The sequence below is a fragment of the Moritella sp. JT01 genome, assembly GCF_001574435.1.
Taxonomy (GTDB): Bacteria; Pseudomonadota; Gammaproteobacteria; order Enterobacterales; family Moritellaceae; genus Moritella.
The window spans coordinates 90,277-106,837 of the sequence record NZ_LOCN01000015.1 but is presented as its reverse complement, the minus strand read 5'-3'; the positions used below and the strand labels follow the sequence as shown (position 1 = coordinate 106,837).

Annotated in this window: 8 protein-coding genes; 2 read left to right on the top strand and 6 right to left on the bottom strand. The window is 39.3% G+C overall.

Annotated features, from left to right (window positions below; all coding sequences use genetic code 11):
- The first annotated feature begins 531 nt into the window (after positions 1-531).
- Positions 532-3,471: a di-heme oxidoredictase family protein gene (locus tag AKG98_RS22935; protein ID WP_067046407.1), complete on the top strand. Its 2,940-nt coding sequence runs from the start codon at positions 532-534 to the stop codon at positions 3,469-3,471.
- 121 nt (positions 3,472-3,592) lie between these two features.
- On the opposite strand, the gene AKG98_RS13135 is transcribed toward AKG98_RS22935, so the two are convergent.
- The 6 genes from AKG98_RS13135 to AKG98_RS13110 all read right to left on the bottom strand — a co-directional run bounded on the left by AKG98_RS13135 (position 3,593) and on the right by AKG98_RS13110 (position 12,965).
- Positions 3,593-4,162, bottom strand: a complete 570-nt coding sequence (locus tag AKG98_RS13135; protein WP_067046405.1) for a porin family protein — start codon at positions 4,160-4,162, stop codon at positions 3,593-3,595.
- Positions 4,163-4,643: 481 nt separating this feature from the next.
- Positions 4,644-6,212: a glycogen synthase gene (locus AKG98_RS13130; RefSeq protein WP_067046403.1), complete on the bottom strand. Its 1,569-nt coding sequence runs from the start codon at positions 6,210-6,212 to the stop codon at positions 4,644-4,646.
- 152 nt (positions 6,213-6,364) lie between these two features.
- Entirely contained in the window at positions 6,365-7,681 is a 1,317-nt protein-coding gene (gene glgC / locus AKG98_RS13125) for a glucose-1-phosphate adenylyltransferase (RefSeq protein WP_067046401.1), read from the bottom strand.
- Positions 7,682-7,811: 130 nt separating this feature from the next.
- The gene (locus AKG98_RS13120) at positions 7,812-10,310 is read right to left on the bottom strand and encodes a glycogen/starch/alpha-glucan phosphorylase (RefSeq protein WP_067046399.1); all 2,499 of its coding nucleotides are present in this window, start codon (positions 10,308-10,310) and stop codon (positions 7,812-7,814) included.
- 51 nt (positions 10,311-10,361) lie between these two features.
- Positions 10,362-12,611 carry a 1,4-alpha-glucan branching protein GlgB gene (glgB, locus tag AKG98_RS13115; RefSeq protein ID WP_157534129.1) on the bottom strand — a complete coding sequence of 750 codons (2,250 nt, stop codon included), beginning with the start codon at positions 12,609-12,611 and terminating at the stop codon, positions 10,362-10,364.
- Positions 12,612-12,647: 36 nt separating this feature from the next.
- The gene (locus AKG98_RS13110; protein WP_067046395.1) at positions 12,648-12,965 is read right to left on the bottom strand and encodes an isoamylase early set domain-containing protein; all 318 of its coding nucleotides are present in this window, start codon (positions 12,963-12,965) and stop codon (positions 12,648-12,650) included.
- Between the two features lie 642 nt (positions 12,966-13,607).
- On the opposite strand from AKG98_RS13110, the gene AKG98_RS13105 reads away from it, so the two are divergent.
- Positions 13,608-16,343, top strand: a complete 2,736-nt coding sequence (locus AKG98_RS13105; RefSeq protein ID WP_228140292.1) for an HD domain-containing phosphohydrolase — start codon at positions 13,608-13,610, stop codon at positions 16,341-16,343.
- The last annotated feature ends 218 nt before the right edge of the window (positions 16,344-16,561 follow it).

The following is a 16,561-nucleotide window of genomic DNA, read 5'->3' as shown; positions in this document are numbered from 1 at the left end:
ATCATGCAATAGCGTGACTAACTAGGTGATCGCTATGTGATCATCGCTGCTCATTCGTTGATCGATCTTGTTATGCTACCAACTTTTAAAGGTTTCAGTAAGCTTGGTTTTCTCTTTGAAATATACCGTTATTCAGTATTTATATTGTGATTGTTGACTTCACAATTCCTTTATTTTTATTTATTGACGTACTTGGGCTGTGTTCATACTCAAATATTATTATATAACAATAAAATAGCAGCGTTTAAGTCGGAATATGTGCAGAAATTTGGATGGAAATAGATGGAATTTAAAGAATGTTATTAAAAATAAAGTGAATTTTAAAAATGCACTAGTGTCAGTTAGTGTCAGTTAGTGTCAGTTAATGTTGGCTAGTGTAAGCGGGTTAACTAATGTCAGTTAAATCGTTATGTAATAAGCGGTTTAGATATTTTAAATACATTTAGTTATTAGCAATGAATAACTGAATTCCACTTTTTATGCTGAGTGTGAGCAATGATAAAGAATAATATAATAAAAAAAATGAATAGAATGACTGTTCAATTATTGATGATTATGGGTATTTTAATTTTAAATGTAGACCAAGTGAGAGCCGCTGGTGAAGTGTCTGGGATCACACAGATTAACGACGATGCGGTTGAATTCCACCTTGATAGTAATGACTGGGCTGATGTCCACTATAAGGTTAACGGCGGAAATCAAAGAAATATCCGTATGACGTTATCTGTGAATGGCAACAGATTTCAGTTAAACAATTTATCTAGCGGGGATTCAATTAGCTATCGATTTACTTATTGGGGAAGTGAAGGATTTGCGATTGTTACTTCCGTTCAATATTATACTCTCCAATCTGAACAAGCTAAAGATACAGACAATGATGGTGTAGTTGATAGCATTGATCAATGCCCGGCAACTCGTCAAGGAGCCACTGTTAATGACGTTGGTTGTGAACTTGATAGTGACAACGATGGTGTGGTTGATAGTTTAGACCAGTGTCCAAATACTCAAAGTGGTCAGGCTGTTGATACAAATGGTTGTGAAGTGGCTACTGAAATGACAGGGATCGAACAGGTTGGCTCAGATACTGTTAATTTTTATGTGAATAATAATGCCTGGGCTGACGTTCATTTCAAGGTCAACGGAGGAGGGCTGCGAAATATTCGCATGCTTGAATCTGGAAATGGTAATCACTTTCAGTTAAATAACCTGTCTATTGGTGATTCGATTGTTTATAGCTTTACCTACTGGACTGGAAAGTCTGCAACTGACACTGAAAGTAAAACTTATACGCTTGAATCTAGTTCTGTAAATGATACTGATGGCGATGGCGTAATTGATAGTATTGATTTGTGCCCTAATACTCGACCAGATGTAGTTGTTAATGAGGTTGGTTGTGAAGTCGAGCCTGAAATTGACTCTGATGGTGATGGTATTAACGATGCAATAGATCAGTGTGCAAATACGCCAATGGGTACTCCAGTCAATGAGTTCGGTTGTCCTATCAATGACGCTGATATCACGCCTTTATTTAATGCTGACACAGTATTGGAACCAAGTGTTATGTCAGAGACGAATAATGCTGTGATAACCCGTTTTTCAGATCGTGGTCGTGACCGTCACGCAAAAGAAGATCATTTCCAAGCATACGATCATTACCTTTCACATTATTGGACCCATAGAACGGCTCGTTTTAAATTTGTTGATACTGTCGCTAAAGGTGGCAGTGATATTGAAATCACTTTTGTTACAGAGTGGAAACTGGGCGTTAAAGAGTTTAGGGCTTGGTATAGAGGAATTGGCACTGTAGCCGAATATCATGGTAATTATGAGAATCATGTTCAAGAAATTGCTAATGGTACTTTCGATGATAATTTGGAGCTGGTAAGTAATGATGGAAACCAATATAAATATCGACTTACTATTGATCAATTTATCGCTCTTGATGGTACTAGAAGTGATTTAGCGTTAGGTCAGTATATGGAGATTGAAGTTAGTCAATTTCTTGATAATGCCCCAGAAGGTCGTGATAACTATTACGGCACAACTTACCTCTATCAAGTTGGTGCAGGCGGTATGGTTCCTTGGAAAACAGTGGGCGACTTTGCTGACCAGTCTTCTGAACGTGAAAATTCTAAACCTATTAATGAGGCTGCTTGGTTAGGTGGTAAAACAACGCTACCTTATCAATATAGTGCTGAGCCTGATAATCATTTTATGCAGATGGCGACAAATCTATCTAGCGTTAATGGCCAAGCTTTTGTTTTAGGCCGCCGTGTTCACCACACGAATATGAGCAGTGGAGAGCATGATGAGTCAGTAAAAAATGGGATTTTTGAGGAGCTTAAAAACAAAATTGGAACGCATTACGTTAATAACTCATGTTCTTCTTGCCATGCCAGAAATGGTCGCGCACCTGTTGCTGAAGTTGGTGAGACATTAGATAAGTGGGTGTTTAAGGTTGCTGATAGTGATGGTAATTCACATCCACTTATTGGTTCTGTACTGCAAGCAAATAATGTTGGCATTGCGGAACAAAATGGTGAAGGATCAGTTACGCTTGGTACTTGGAGTGAATCTAATGGTTTACGTTCACCAAATTATGCGTTTTCTAAAAATAAACCCGCCAAATTTTCTGCACGACTTGCACCCCAACTTGTAGGCTTAGGCTTACTCGAAGCGGTTAGTGAGGATGTCATTTTACAACGTGAAGATCCTCAAGATACAAATCAAGATGGTATTTCAGGTCGAGCTCAAAAGGTAACTGATCCCGTTACTGGCGAAATTCGTCTAGGTCGGTTTGGTTACAAAGCTGGAGCGTCTAGTTTGAAGCATCAAATTGCAGGTGCTTTAAATACTGATATGGGTGTGATGACGAGTGTGTTACCTAGGCCTGATTGTGGTTCGGAACAGACAAATTGTAGTAATAATCAAGGCGCTGAGCTTTCTGATGAGCATCTTGACAATTTAGTTAAATACATTGCTTTGTTAGGTGTTAGACCTCAGCGTGATATTGAGCAACAACAGGTCACCGTTGGTAAGCAGAAGTTCAATGCTATTGGCTGTGAAAGTTGTCATCGAGATACGATGAAAACAAGTTCATATGCACCATTTGCAGAACTTAGAGACCAAACTATTCATCCTTATACGGATCTGTTACTTCATGATATGGGGACTGGCTTGGCTGATAACTTAGGTGAGGGTCAAGCTACAGGAGCAGAATGGCGGACTGCGCCACTTTGGGGGCTAGGTCTTTCATCTTGTGTCACTGGTGGTGTTATTGACGTAAATCGTAATAAACAAGGCGGTGAAATTTGTTCGCCAGATGCAAGTTATCTACATGATGGCCGTGCAAGGACTATTGAAGAAGCGATTCTGTGGCATGGCGGTGAGGGTCAATTATCTAATGAAAATTACCAAAACCTATCAACGGCTGATAAACAAGCTTTGATTGCCTTTTTACGCTCTCTATAGTTAGCGTTAAATAACAGTTCAAAGCCACCTAATAATATTAGGTGGCTTTGAACTCGTTTACAGAGATTAATTCGTGTGAGGTAGTTCTAAATATTTTTTTGTACTTTCTTGCCAGCTAAAATTAGAATTTGTATGTTGCAGCAAGGTATGCCGAAGCAATCGTTACGTTAGTATCCTTAGCCTTTTTCTGTTCAAGTTTGAAAGAATCAGCTTCATAACCAATACGGAAACTTATATCTGAAAATGCAGCGGGTGTATATTCTAAACCAGCGCCCCAATGTATAGCTTTTGCATCTTTATCGTTGTAGATTTTTGCTGATTGACCGAGATCTATTGATGAAAGACCAATAGTAGCAAAAGGACGTAAACCGTTTTGGAAAGTGTAACCAAGATTAGCAGCTATAGAAAAAGTTTTTGGATCCCACTTATTCGATTTATTCGCCTTATTTAGAGTCATGCTACCATACTTTGTATATTGAGCTTCAATTGCTACGATACGGTTAAACTGGTAACCACCAATAAGTTTTAGTGTAGTACCATCTGCTTTGCTCTTAATCCCTTTTGCATCAGTGCCGATTGCTGATTTACCAACACCACCACCAAGGTAGAAGCCTGAAACATCTTGGTTTGCCTGAACACTTGTTGCTAATGAAAGCGCCGCTAAAGTACCTGCAACTATAATCGATTTCATGTCGTATTTCTCTATGTTATATAATAATTTATGGCCGCAATTATAGGGAAAATTCATTTTTAAACAATTCAATAGGACTGGTTAGTTGTAAGGTTTTGTCAGGTAGTGTAAAGGCTTGTATATCAATATACAAAGTTGAAATAGATCAACTTTTACAATGATATTTTGTTTAAATTCAAATGTTTACCGTGATTTTATGTTGTCGGTAATCATGCTGTATTCATACATGTTCATTTGGGTCGTAATTATAGAAATAGCTTATTTTTAAGTAACTTAGCAGCAGAGGCCAGTTGTAAGGTTTTGTCAGGTCATGTAAGAATATAAAGTGGAAATACATCAATTACATATAACCACTGTATAGCGTAGGAACTTACCAGGTGAACTGGATGTTGAAATGGTAGCTGTAGAAGATAGAAAAAACCACCGAGCATAGCAGGGTGGTTTAGACATTTATCACTGTATTATTCTGAAATCAGTTAGCCTATTCGTGTGCATAGAGCAGTTCTAGATATTGCTTTGTGCTTTCTTGCCAGCTAAAACGAGCGGATTTTGCGTTGTCTGCAATCTTAGCCCATGTTTTAGGTTTGCTAGCATGCAGTTTGATTGCATCGTTAAAGGCATTAATCAAGTTATCACTTTGTTTTTGCAGCGATGAACCGTTAAAACTAAAGCCATTTTCTAAATGCTGAACAGTATCTTTTAAACCACCAACAGCATGAACGAGACAAGGTTGACCATCTCGCATGGCTAGCATTTGGCTAATACCACAAGGCTCGAATGAACTTGGCATTAAGAACAGATCACCATGTAGATACATTTGATCAGATAATGTTTGGCCATAACCGTTTAAGAATAAGAAATTATCGTGACTTGCCATTAGCTGCATGAATTCAAATTCAATGCGTGTATCGCCAGAACCTAGAATGATCATGCGGCCATTCACGCGTGCAAGATCATCAAGTAACACAGACAATACTGTTTTACCTTGATAAGGCTGACGCAATAACAGTGCTTTTTGATCGGTTAAACGACCAATGCTAGTCACTAAAAAATCAGTAAAAGGTGCTTGGCTATTCCAGCTGTTGATCTGTTCATTCGCAAGGTAATGTACCGTTTTTAAATGTTCAGACTGTGCTAACCAGCGCTTAACTTGTTGCTGTGCAGGGGCTAAAAAAGTACTTAGTGCAGGTGGTTTAATGCGTTTTTTACTGACCGTGTCTGTGTATTCACAGCCATTTAAAATACCGACTAAACGATTTTGGTGTTTTGCGTTTGCCAGATCTTGCTCTAGTCCTTCACCACCAAAAAAACCATTGCTAGCATCGCTGGTGTGTAATACCTCTTCCGCATAAGTCGGTGATACCACATGGACTTTGTTACACAGATTGATACCAGCGCGCATTGGGTTATAACAGTGGTTATAACGCGGATCGCAAATGGTATTTTTATCAAAATTAAGTGTTGGGAACCAATGTAGTAAACTGGATTCATCGCCTGCAATTGGGCGGATACCTTGCAGGGCAATGTTATGCACTGTGTAAACCGAGTGAATATTAGCAAGTTCTTTATATTGCGGCGCGTATTGGTTTAATACGGCTATTGTTGCACTGTGCCAGTCGTGTAAGTGTAATACATCAGGTCGGGTGAATTTAGACTCGATAAGAAGTTGGCATACAGCAAGATTAAACAAGGCGTATTTTGTTGCGTCAGTAGCAAAAGGGCGGTTGCCTTCGTCATGACTATAAACATGGCCACCTTGACCAAATAAGGGATGTTGCAGTACAAATTGACGTACTTTATTTGGTGTTTCGGGTAAGAACAGTTCGAATAGGGTAACGGTTTCTGTTTGTCCTGAAAACTCAACCTTTACACTTGCAAGTTGGCGTGACTCAAACTTGTTCGCGTAATGACCATAATCAGGGATCACAACATCAACACTTACATCATGGTGAGGTAAAGCTTTTGGTAAATCCCGAACGACGTCAGCAACGCCACCAACTTTAGCACCTGGTATCGCATCATTTTCGGCGGCTATCATTAAAACGTGCATGAATAAATTGTCCTTAAAAGCAGAATATTAAAGTTGTCTTATTGAAATATAATCGTGGAATTAAAGAGACTTATTGTTATAAAACAAAAATAGCAATAAGTCACTTAGTTAAGTGACTTATTGCTTATAGAACATTGATTTTCAGTTATCGATTAAACGAGTTCTACAGTTTGTTTAGCGGCTTTTTCTCGTGCTGCTTTAGCGTCTTTTTCTGTCATTCTTTTAAGCATACCTGATGTTACCAAGGTGATTCCTTTCGCGGATACGCGGAAACCGTTTGCTAAGTCTTGCTCTTTATCATGGCCTACGATTAATCCGGCTGGTAATACACATTTACTGTCGATGATAGTGCGGCGCAATTTACAATGTTCGCCGATATTAGCCCCCGGTAATATTACCGATTCTTCAATTGTTGAGTATGAATGCACATGTACATTTGAAAATAGCAGTGATTTACGGATTGTTGAACCAGAAATAATACAACCACCAGAAACGGTTGAATCAACAGCCATACCACGGCGCACATCGTTATCAAAAACAAATTTAGCTGGTGGAAGTTGTTCTTGGTACGTCCAAATTGGCCAGCTTGAATCATAAAGATTAAGCTGTGGCTCAGGTGTAACCAGTTCCATGTTTGCTTCCCAGAACGAGTCAAGCGTACCTACATCGCGCCAGTACGGCTGTTGATCACTATTTGGATCGCTGAATGGGAATGCAAATACTTGATGATCTTCAATGATTGCAGGTATGATGTCATTACCAAAATCACGATCAGATGTCGTTCGCGTCGCATCTTTTTCTAGTTGATCAAACAAGAACTCAGTATTAAATACATAGTTGCCCATTGATGCTAAACACTGCCCTGGTTTACCTGGGATCTCATTTGGTTGAGCAGGTTTTTCGTCGAAACGCTTAACGCGGTTATCTCCGTCTACTGTCATTACACCAAACTGGCCAGCCGCTTCTTCTGTTGCGACTTCGATACAGCATACCGTCATGTCAGCCCCATTTTCCACGTGCTTAGCAAGTAAATCACCGTAATCCATACGATATACGTGGTCACCAGATAAGATCATGACGTATTTTGGCATTTCTGCACGAATAATATCGATGTTTTGAAATACTGCATCTGCCGTACCTGAATACCAATCGTTACCGTAACGTTGTGATGCCGGTAAGATTTCGACAGACTCAGATAATTCTTTCTTGAAATGTCCCCAACCACGGTTTACGTGACGGATTAATGAATGTGATTTGTACTGAGTTGCAATACCAACACGACGGATCCCAGAGTTAATGCAATTAGATAATGGGAAATCAATAATGCGGAATTTGCCACCGAAAAATACGGCTGGTTTTGCGCGCCAATCAGTTAACTCATGTAAACGACTACCTCTGCCGCCTGCAAGGATCAAGGCATAAGTATCTTTAGTTAAGTTACTAATATAACGATGTGTACCTTTTGACATATTACTTCTCCATAAGCTTGTGTCGAAATTCGGTTCAATTATTCACCCTTGAAATTAACTTTAAATCAATACCTTAAGTTATTTCATTGTGAAGGTAAGAGTAATCAAGGGCTTAATAAATAGTATTAAATCAAGCGTTCAGCGGTGTTAGCTTCCAAATATCTTGATTGTATTCATTAATTGTTCGGTCGCTTGAAAACGTACCACTTGCTGCGGTGTTCAGAATGCTTAATCGTGTCCATGCTTCTTTATCTTGATAGGCGAGGGCGGCTGATTGTTGCGCTTCACAGTAGCTTGCAAAATCATGGGCGACTAACCACTGATCATGCGGGTTTAAAATTGAGTCGATTAATGGTTGGAATAAACCATTTTCAAATAAGTTGAAATGACCACTGTTGAGTAATGCCATCACACTGTTGAGCTTGTCATCATTAGCAATGATATGCGCTGGATTATAGTGAGCACGGATATCGGCGATTTGTTCGCTGTGAGCACCAAACAAGAAGAAGTTATCTGCACCTACAGCATCACGGATCTCAATGTTTGCTCCGTCTAACGTACCGATTGTGGCAGCGCCATTCATCATGAATTTCATGTTACCTGTACCAGACGCTTCTTTACCTGCGGTTGAAATTTGTTCTGACAAATCGGTTGCCGCACAGATAGTTTCCATCGCTGTTACGTTGTAATTTGGTAAGAATGCAATACGTAACCAAGGCTGTGCTAGCGGATCGGCATTGATCGTTGCGGCAACGTTATTGATTAATTTGATCGTCAACTTCGCAATGAAATAACCCGGTGCCGCTTTACCACCAATTAATACGCAGCGTGGTGTCATACCTTCGGTATCACCACGACGGATGCGATCATAAAGATGGATAACATGCAGGATATTAAGCAACTGGCGTTTGTATTCGTGCATACGTTTAACTTGAACGTCAAACATCATGTTGGTATCGAATTCAACACCACACGCTTCTTTTACTAAATTAGCGAGTTGTTGTTTGTTGTGCTGTTTAACGTCTTGCCATTTGGCATGGAATTTAGTGTTGTCATAATAACGACGTAATTTACTGATTTCGCTTAAGTCACGTGTCCAGTTATGACCAATCTTGTCGCTAATCAGTTCGCTTAGTTTTGGATTACAATGTGCTAACCAACGACGTGGCGTTACACCGTTGGTTTTGTTATTGAATTTGCTTGGTGACAGCTGATAGAAATCATTGAATAAACCTTCACTCAATAACTGGGTATGCAATGCGGCAACACCGTTTACCGAGAAACTCCCCACAATTGCAAGGTAAGCCATGCGGACTTGTGGCTCATCGCCTTCTTCAATAATTGATAACGCACGTTGTTTATCAACATTACCTGGCCACTGACAAGCGACTTCCGTTAAGAATCGCGCATTGATTTCATAAATGATCTCAAGTAAACGGGGTAATAGGTGAGCAAATAAACGTACAGACCATTTTTCTAATGCTTCTGGCAACAAGGTATGGTTGGTGTACGCCATTGTAGACGTTGTTATCTGCCACGCGAGATCCCAATCTAGATCATGTTCATCCAGTAGTAAGCGCATAAGTTCTGCAACCGCCACACTTGGGTGCGTATCATTAAGTTGGAATATGTGGTATTTAGCAAAATCAGTAAAATCACTGCCGTGTACTTTTACCCATTCAGCAAGGATGTCTTGTAAGCTAGCAGACGTAAGGAAGTATTGCTGACGTAAACGCAGCTCTTTACCGTTTTCACTGGCGTCGTTTGGATACAGTACCATGGTAATTTGTTCAGCTAAGTTTTTACGTGCAACCGCTTCGGTGTAGCTACCAGCGTTGAATTCACCGAGATCAAATTCATCTGTTGCCGCTGATTTCCAAAGGCGCAGCGTATTAACGATACCGTTTTGATAACCCGGAACGGGCACATCATAAGGCACTGCGAGTACATCTTCAGTACCAATCCATTGATGGTGCGTGCGACCCTCTTTGTCTTGATAGGTTTCGACATGGCCAAAGAATTTAATACGGCGGTTATGCTCTGGCGCGGCAACTTCCCAAGGGTGACCATCACGTAGCCAGTTATCTGGGTGTTCTACTTGGTGACCATTTTCGATGCTTTGATTAAACATACCGTATTCATAACGGATACCGTAGCCTGTCACTGGTAGTGCTAAACTTGCACAACTATCGAGGAAACAAGCGGCTAATCGACCTAGACCACCATTGCCTAAACCGGCATCGTGTTCTGAATCTGCAATGGATTCTAATTCACAGCTGTAATGGTTCAGGCCTTTACGAACACTGTCTTCTAAATCAAGGTTTAGCACCGCATTACCTAATGCGCGACCCATTAAGAATTCTAATGAGATATAAGCCGCACGACGTGTCGGTTGCGTTTGCTGTCGTTTTTTTGTCGCGCGTGATTTTTCCATTAAGCGATCACGGATTGTTAATGCCAGAGCATGGTATAGATATTGTGGTGATTCACCCACTTCGTCACGACCAAGGGTATAATGGAAATGACGCTTTAAATCTTCAGGCAAAGTTTTGGCATTCACCACTGGCCCATTATCTGTCTCTAACGTACAAACTTTGTTTGTTTTAGATTTATGCTTTTTTAATGACATATTACTTCCTTTATTATGACATTTGGGCTAACTATTCTTTTATTGCTGTGGTTATTTTTTGCTATTCGTTTTGGGTGCTAAGTACACTGTTGATAGCGGTGGTAGCGCTATATAAATACTTTGTGTAAATCCTTGCCATTCAACGTATTCGGCTGTGTAACTCGCTTGGTTTGCAAAACCGCTACCGCCAAACTGAGTATCATCGGTATTAACGATAACCTCATATTCACCGAGACTCGGTACACCAATACGGTAGTTTAAGTGGCATGCCGGTGTCATATTCGATACAACGACAACATGTTCATCTTTTGCTTTGTTATAACGTAAAAAACTAAACACGGACTGCTCGGCATTACTGGCGTCGATCCAATCAAAACCTTGATGGTCAGTGTCTAACTCAAATAAGGCATGTTGATGACAGTAGCTGTTATTTAAGGCTTTTATGAGCGCTTGAACACCTTGATGCTCTGGTTGCTCAAGTAAATGCCAGTCGAGTGATTGGTTATGATTCCATTCCGCACGTTGGCCAAACTCACAACCCATAAACAGTAGCTTCTTACCTGGATGTGCCCACATGAAACCGTAATAGGCACGTAAATTAGCAAATTTTTGCCAATCATCTCCGGGCATCTTGTTAAGCAGTGAGCCTTTACCGTGTACAACTTCGTCATGGCTTAGCGGTAAAATAAAGTTTTCACTGAATGCATAAGCTAATGAAAAGGTCATTTCGTGATGGTGATGTTGACGATAGAGTGGGTCGCAGCTCATGTATTCTAAGCTGTCGTTCATCCAGCCCATGTTCCATTTATAACCAAATCCAAGGCCACCTTGGTCAGTGAATGCTGTGACACCTGGCCAGGCTGTGGATTCTTCGGCAACCATCATGATGCCGGGATGATTTTTATAGCAACGTTGATTTACTTGCTTTAATAATTCAATGGCCCCTAGGTTTTCACGGCCCCCATACTGATTTGGGATCCACTCACCTTCTTTACGGCTGTAATCGAGATACAACATGGATGCAACAGCATCAACACGTAGACCATCAATGGCAAAGTTATCAAACCAAGCAAGCGCATTTGAAATTAGAAAGCTTTGTACTTCGGCGCGATCATAATTAAAGATATGGGTTTGCCAATCGGGATGGAAGCCTTGACGTTTATCCGCATGTTCAAAAAGATGTGAGCCATCAAACTGTGCTAACCCATGGGCATCAGCAGGGAAATGTCCTGGAACCCAATCGATTAATAAACCGATGTTGGCAGCGTGACAAGCATCAACAAAAAATTGGAAGTCAGCTAAGCTACCGAAACGACTGGTCGGAGCAAACAAACCAACTGGCTGATAACCCCACGAACCATCAAACGGGAACTCACAGATTGGCATTAATTGAATATGCGTAAATCCAAGCTCTTTTACATAAGGCACAAGCTGTTCAGATAAGGCTTTATAGCTTAAAAACTGATTATTTTTGTCACGTTTCCACGAACCTGCATGCACTTCATAAATACTAATCGGTGCATTAATCGCGTTTCGCTCGGCACGTTGTGCCCATGCTTTTGCGGGTGATTTCTGCCATACACCAGAGGTGGCCTTCGTGGGGATACACGATGCTGTTTGCGGAGGTAACTGCATCGACGAGGCAAATGGGTCAGCTTTTTCTAAGCGCTCACCATTTTCGGTAATGATACTGAATTTGTAATTATTGTCGGTATCAGAATCAGCAATATCGGCAATGAATATTTCCCAGATACCTGCACCAAGGTGTTTACGCATTGGATGACGCGTTGGATTCCAATGGTTAAAATTACCGATCAAACTTACCGACTTTGCGTTTGGCGCCCATACCGTAAAACGAACACCTTCAACATTATCGGTGATAGTCCAATGTGCACCTAAATGGCGTTGGGCTTGTTCTAACGTACCTTCGTTGAATAAGTAGATGGCTTTTGGATCTAGGGTTGACGCAAATTTATAAGGGTCTTGCTCGTCTATGGTCGAAAATGGATATGCGATTGTGAGTTGATAATTAGCATGGTATTGTTTTTTTGACAAGCTAAGAACAAACAAGTCGCTAGTACCAACACGTTGATAACGCCGTTGGTGGTTTTTATCTTGATAAAATACCTGTTGCGCCCCGGGGATGAAAACTCTAAGTTCGTACTCATCGTTTGTGATTTTGTGTGGACCTAAGAAAGCAAAAGGGTCATAGAGTTTGCCTTGATTTAGTTCATCTATTTGATGACTGAAGCGTTCTTCAAGGTTTGGCATTTTTGTTGCAGTCGTCGAAATGTCAGTCATGATCCATCCTGGATTAAACGTATTGTTAGCTATCTATTAAGAACGTAACGTTGATACAACGCTATTTTCTGTACCGTAGGTATTAGGTAAATATAAATCGGCTTTGTGATCGTTATGCCATTCGTTACTATTAATTAAGTAGCGAAAATGAAACTGCTGGTTTGTGGGTAAACGAACCTTAGTGCGGAAAACGTTATCTTTTTTTATGTACTTCATTGGTATTGCTTGCCAATTATTAAAGTCAGCATGCAGTTCGACAATATCACTGTTAATTAATGATGTACTGGTATCGCAGGCGAATTCAAAAGTAACATCGGCCTCGGCCTTTGTTTTAAAAAAACGTTTTTTTAACATGTTATCTTCCTTGTCGTATGTCATCGGTTTAACAAATCAAACCTGTTTCGTTTACACGTTTAAATTAAGTTTATCTACCCAATGAGGTAACTATATGTGGGTATTATCATTAAGGTTTGATGTTAATTAAAGCTATTACTATCCGTATTGTGACGTACATCACCTTTTCTTTGTTTCATTCGTAACAATGCGTCATTTCTTATGCTTAATGAGGTTTTCAGGTATATTCTAATTAAAAACTAACCAATTAGTAATATTAATTGTCTGGACAGATGAGTGAGATGATATATATCAAGAATATGCTGACGAATACTTAACGCAGAGAAAATTGACGATGTTGATGTATTACGGGCTATCTACTTAACAAGCTAAATCCTTGATTAGACCAAGTGTTTTTTTTGTATTCACTTAGTCTAAAATTAGAACGGAAAATCATTTTGTTTGTAAGATTTGTAAGGTGAAAACTTAGCCGATTCAATATTCCTCGTTAATAGTCATTTTAACTATACAATGCCATCACAAAATATTTATAACATTATATGGATCATGAAACCTATTTCGTTTAGAACTTATATTTCTGGCATTTTCATTTTACTCTTTAGTATATTTAGCTTAACGACAATTCTGGCTGGTATAAGCCATATGGAATCAGAAAGAGAGAATTTCATAAATGAATATGTGAAGAAATATACCAGTAATTTGCAAGGCCAAATTAAACTTATTTCGATCCCTGCGATCACTTCCCTTGATATGTTGATAGTCGTTAACTTAGTTGAAAATAACGACAACGATTTAACATGGCTGGCGCCTATAGCGACTACGTTAATTAAGAACCCTTATATAACCTCACTTTATGCAGCGAATCAAACAGGCAAGTCGGTTTTTATTTATCGCGTCACAGAAGATATGCGTAGTTCTGTAAATACGCTGCCTGCTAATGCTGTATTCAGTGTTAACTTTAATCAGGTTAGTGGGAAGCAACGTCGTGTATTTTTGAATCAGGAATTAGAAGTTGTTTCTTGGGAGTATTATGACAATGGTGGTTATGAGCCAAGAGTTCGCCCTTGGTTTAAAAACACAAAACTTGATGGCAGTATTTTAATTTCTAAGCCGTATAAGTTTTACCCTTCCCAACATTTAGGTATTACATTTTCACGTCGTGCCTATGACGGTAAAAGTGTTGTTGGTGCCGACTTTGATTATAAGTCGTTATCACGAGTAGCTCAGGATATGAAGTACTCGAAACATGCAAAGACCTTCTTGTTAACCCCAACGAAAGATGTGATAGCCAGTAACATTGATATAGATAATGACTATTCACTAGAAAGTAGTGAACCTGGGCTAATGAAAGCGCTGGTAAACTTAGATCGTTTAGCCCCCTTTAATAATACGGTAATGCAATCTATTACTAATAACGGTCAACTATCACGGTTATTAATAACCCCGTTGAATGTTGGAGACGAACACGTTATTTATCTTGTTAACCTGCTTAAAGAACAAGATTTTTTAGCTACGTCAGCCTATTTTGGTTCTCACTTAAATGTTCAAAACATGCTGTTTTTAACGCTGATATTCTTTATTATTAGTATTTTGTCGACTAGGCGGATCGCGAGGCCGCTTATATATTTAAACAAATCTTTAACTAATATTCAAACATTTAAGTATCGCCATAAGAAATATAAACCATCAAATATTACGGAGATCGATCAACTTAATGAAACCATGTTATTGATGGAAAGCGTGCTCGTTGATTTCTTTAATAACCTTTACCATGTGGCTCGTTCATCTAAGCCTGAAGAGTTATCCGCTTCGATTGTGGAACAGACAGAAGTTATTTTATCTGCAAGTAGTTGCCAATTGTTCATCACTAATAGAACAAATAGACAAGAATTTCATCTCGCTGCTAATTCGGGTTCTATTCCTGAGTTTGAACTTCAGTCTTTCGCTCGTGAGAATAAAGACGTATTAGATAAACATGTATATAAAGTGTCAAATCAAGATGGCCAAATCATTTTTTCTGGTGGGCCGTGTAAAACAGGCTTTATTATTCCTTTAATGAACCGTAAAGAAGAAAATATCGGTGTTTTAGTTATCGGCTTTAAAGACAAAATCGATAAAACCGTCTACGATCGCATTCGTTTGGTACGAAATTTTATTGGTTTTAACGAAATAGTGTTAGAACATTTAGAGAAAGAGCAGGAACAGCAGGAATTATTCCATTCTTTTGTGATGATGACCGCGACCGCGTTAGATACAAAATCCCCTTACACTGGCGGTCATTGTCAGCGGGTACCGGAAATTACCAAATTAATCGCCGAGGCGGCTGAATCTGATACTGACCGATTTGCTGATTTTTCGCTAACCTCAAAAAGTAGGGAAGAGCTGTTAATTGCCGCTTGGTTACATGATTGCGGTAAAGTTACAACGCCTGATTATGTGATGGATAAAGCAACGAAGCTTGAAACTATTTATGATCGTATTCATGAAATACGTATGCGTTATGAAGTGTTAAAACGAGATGCTGACGTTGTATATTGGCAGTCGATAGCAAAGGGTATAAATAAGACTCAAGCGCAGCAAGTTTGTCACGAACTAAAAGCGGAATTAGATGAAGAATTTGCATTTATAGCAAGTTGTAACCCGGGTAGTGAGTTTTTAGCACCGGAAAAACAGCAACGCTTAGCCGAGATATCAAAACGTACTTGGTTAAGAACATTACCTGATGATATTGGTATATCTCAACAAGCGTTAGCGAAAAAGCCAGAGGGTTTTAATCAGCTGCCTGCCATTGAGAATGTGTTAGCGGACAAACTAGAACATTTATGTACATGGGAAGAAAAGCAAAAGCAGAATAAACACAGTAAACGTGATTTTAAAATACTGCAACCCGCGCACCGCTTTAATCGTGGTGAAATACATAACCTTATTGTTAAGGCCGGAACGTTAACAGAGGAAGAGCGTTACCACATTAACGATCACATTGTGCAAACATACATAATGCTGGATCAGATTATGTATCCTGAATACTTAAAGAATGTTCCGTTAATTGCTGGTAGTCATCACGAAAAAATGAATGGTGAAGGTTATCCTCTGAAATTAAAAGGGGAAGAGATCCCGATGGGTGGTCGTATGATTGCTGTCGCTGATATTTTTGAAGCGCTGACAGCATCTGACCGTCCCTATAAAGACGCTAAAAAATTAAGCCAAGCATTAAAAATAATGGCATTTATGGTAAAAGACGAGCACCTTGATCATGATGTGTTTGATTTGTTTTTAACAAAAGGCGTTTACAAATCTTATGCAGATGAATACTTAAAACCTGAACAACTTGATTTTGTTGATGTCGATGAGCTTAGAGCTATTTATATCAAAAGATAATCGATATAAATAGCTCCGATTAGCGATTTGCCACATTTGTAATTAAATAACAAAACACTCATAAATACCTATTTGTGAGTGTTTTAGTTGGTGTTATTGTTGTTTTTAAATTACATTAATGGCAGTATTTATCAATTTTTAATTATTAAACGCCATGTTACGTTATAAAATTACGTTCAAGTTCACACTTTTGATCTCCTTCATGTTACCTCATAATT

Coding starts and splice junctions, on each gene's coding strand:
- AKG98_RS22935 (WP_067046407.1), top strand. CDS start 532: ATGACTGTTCAATTATTGATGATTATGGGTATTTTAATTTTAAATGTA.
- AKG98_RS13135 (WP_067046405.1), bottom strand. CDS start 4,162: ATGAAATCGATTATAGTTGCAGGTACTTTAGCGGCGCTTTCATTAGCA.
- AKG98_RS13130 (WP_067046403.1), bottom strand. CDS start 6,212: ATGCACGTTTTAATGATAGCCGCCGAAAATGATGCGATACCAGGTGCT.
- glgC (WP_067046401.1), bottom strand. CDS start 7,681: ATGTCAAAAGGTACACATCGTTATATTAGTAACTTAACTAAAGATACT.
- AKG98_RS13120 (WP_067046399.1), bottom strand. CDS start 10,310: ATGTCATTAAAAAAGCATAAATCTAAAACAAACAAAGTTTGTACGTTA.
- glgB (WP_157534129.1), bottom strand. CDS start 12,611: ATGACTGACATTTCGACGACTGCAACAAAAATGCCAAACCTTGAAGAA.
- AKG98_RS13110 (WP_067046395.1), bottom strand. CDS start 12,965: ATGTTAAAAAAACGTTTTTTTAAAACAAAGGCCGAGGCCGATGTTACT.
- AKG98_RS13105 (WP_228140292.1), top strand. CDS start 13,608: ATGGAATCAGAAAGAGAGAATTTCATAAATGAATATGTGAAGAAATAT.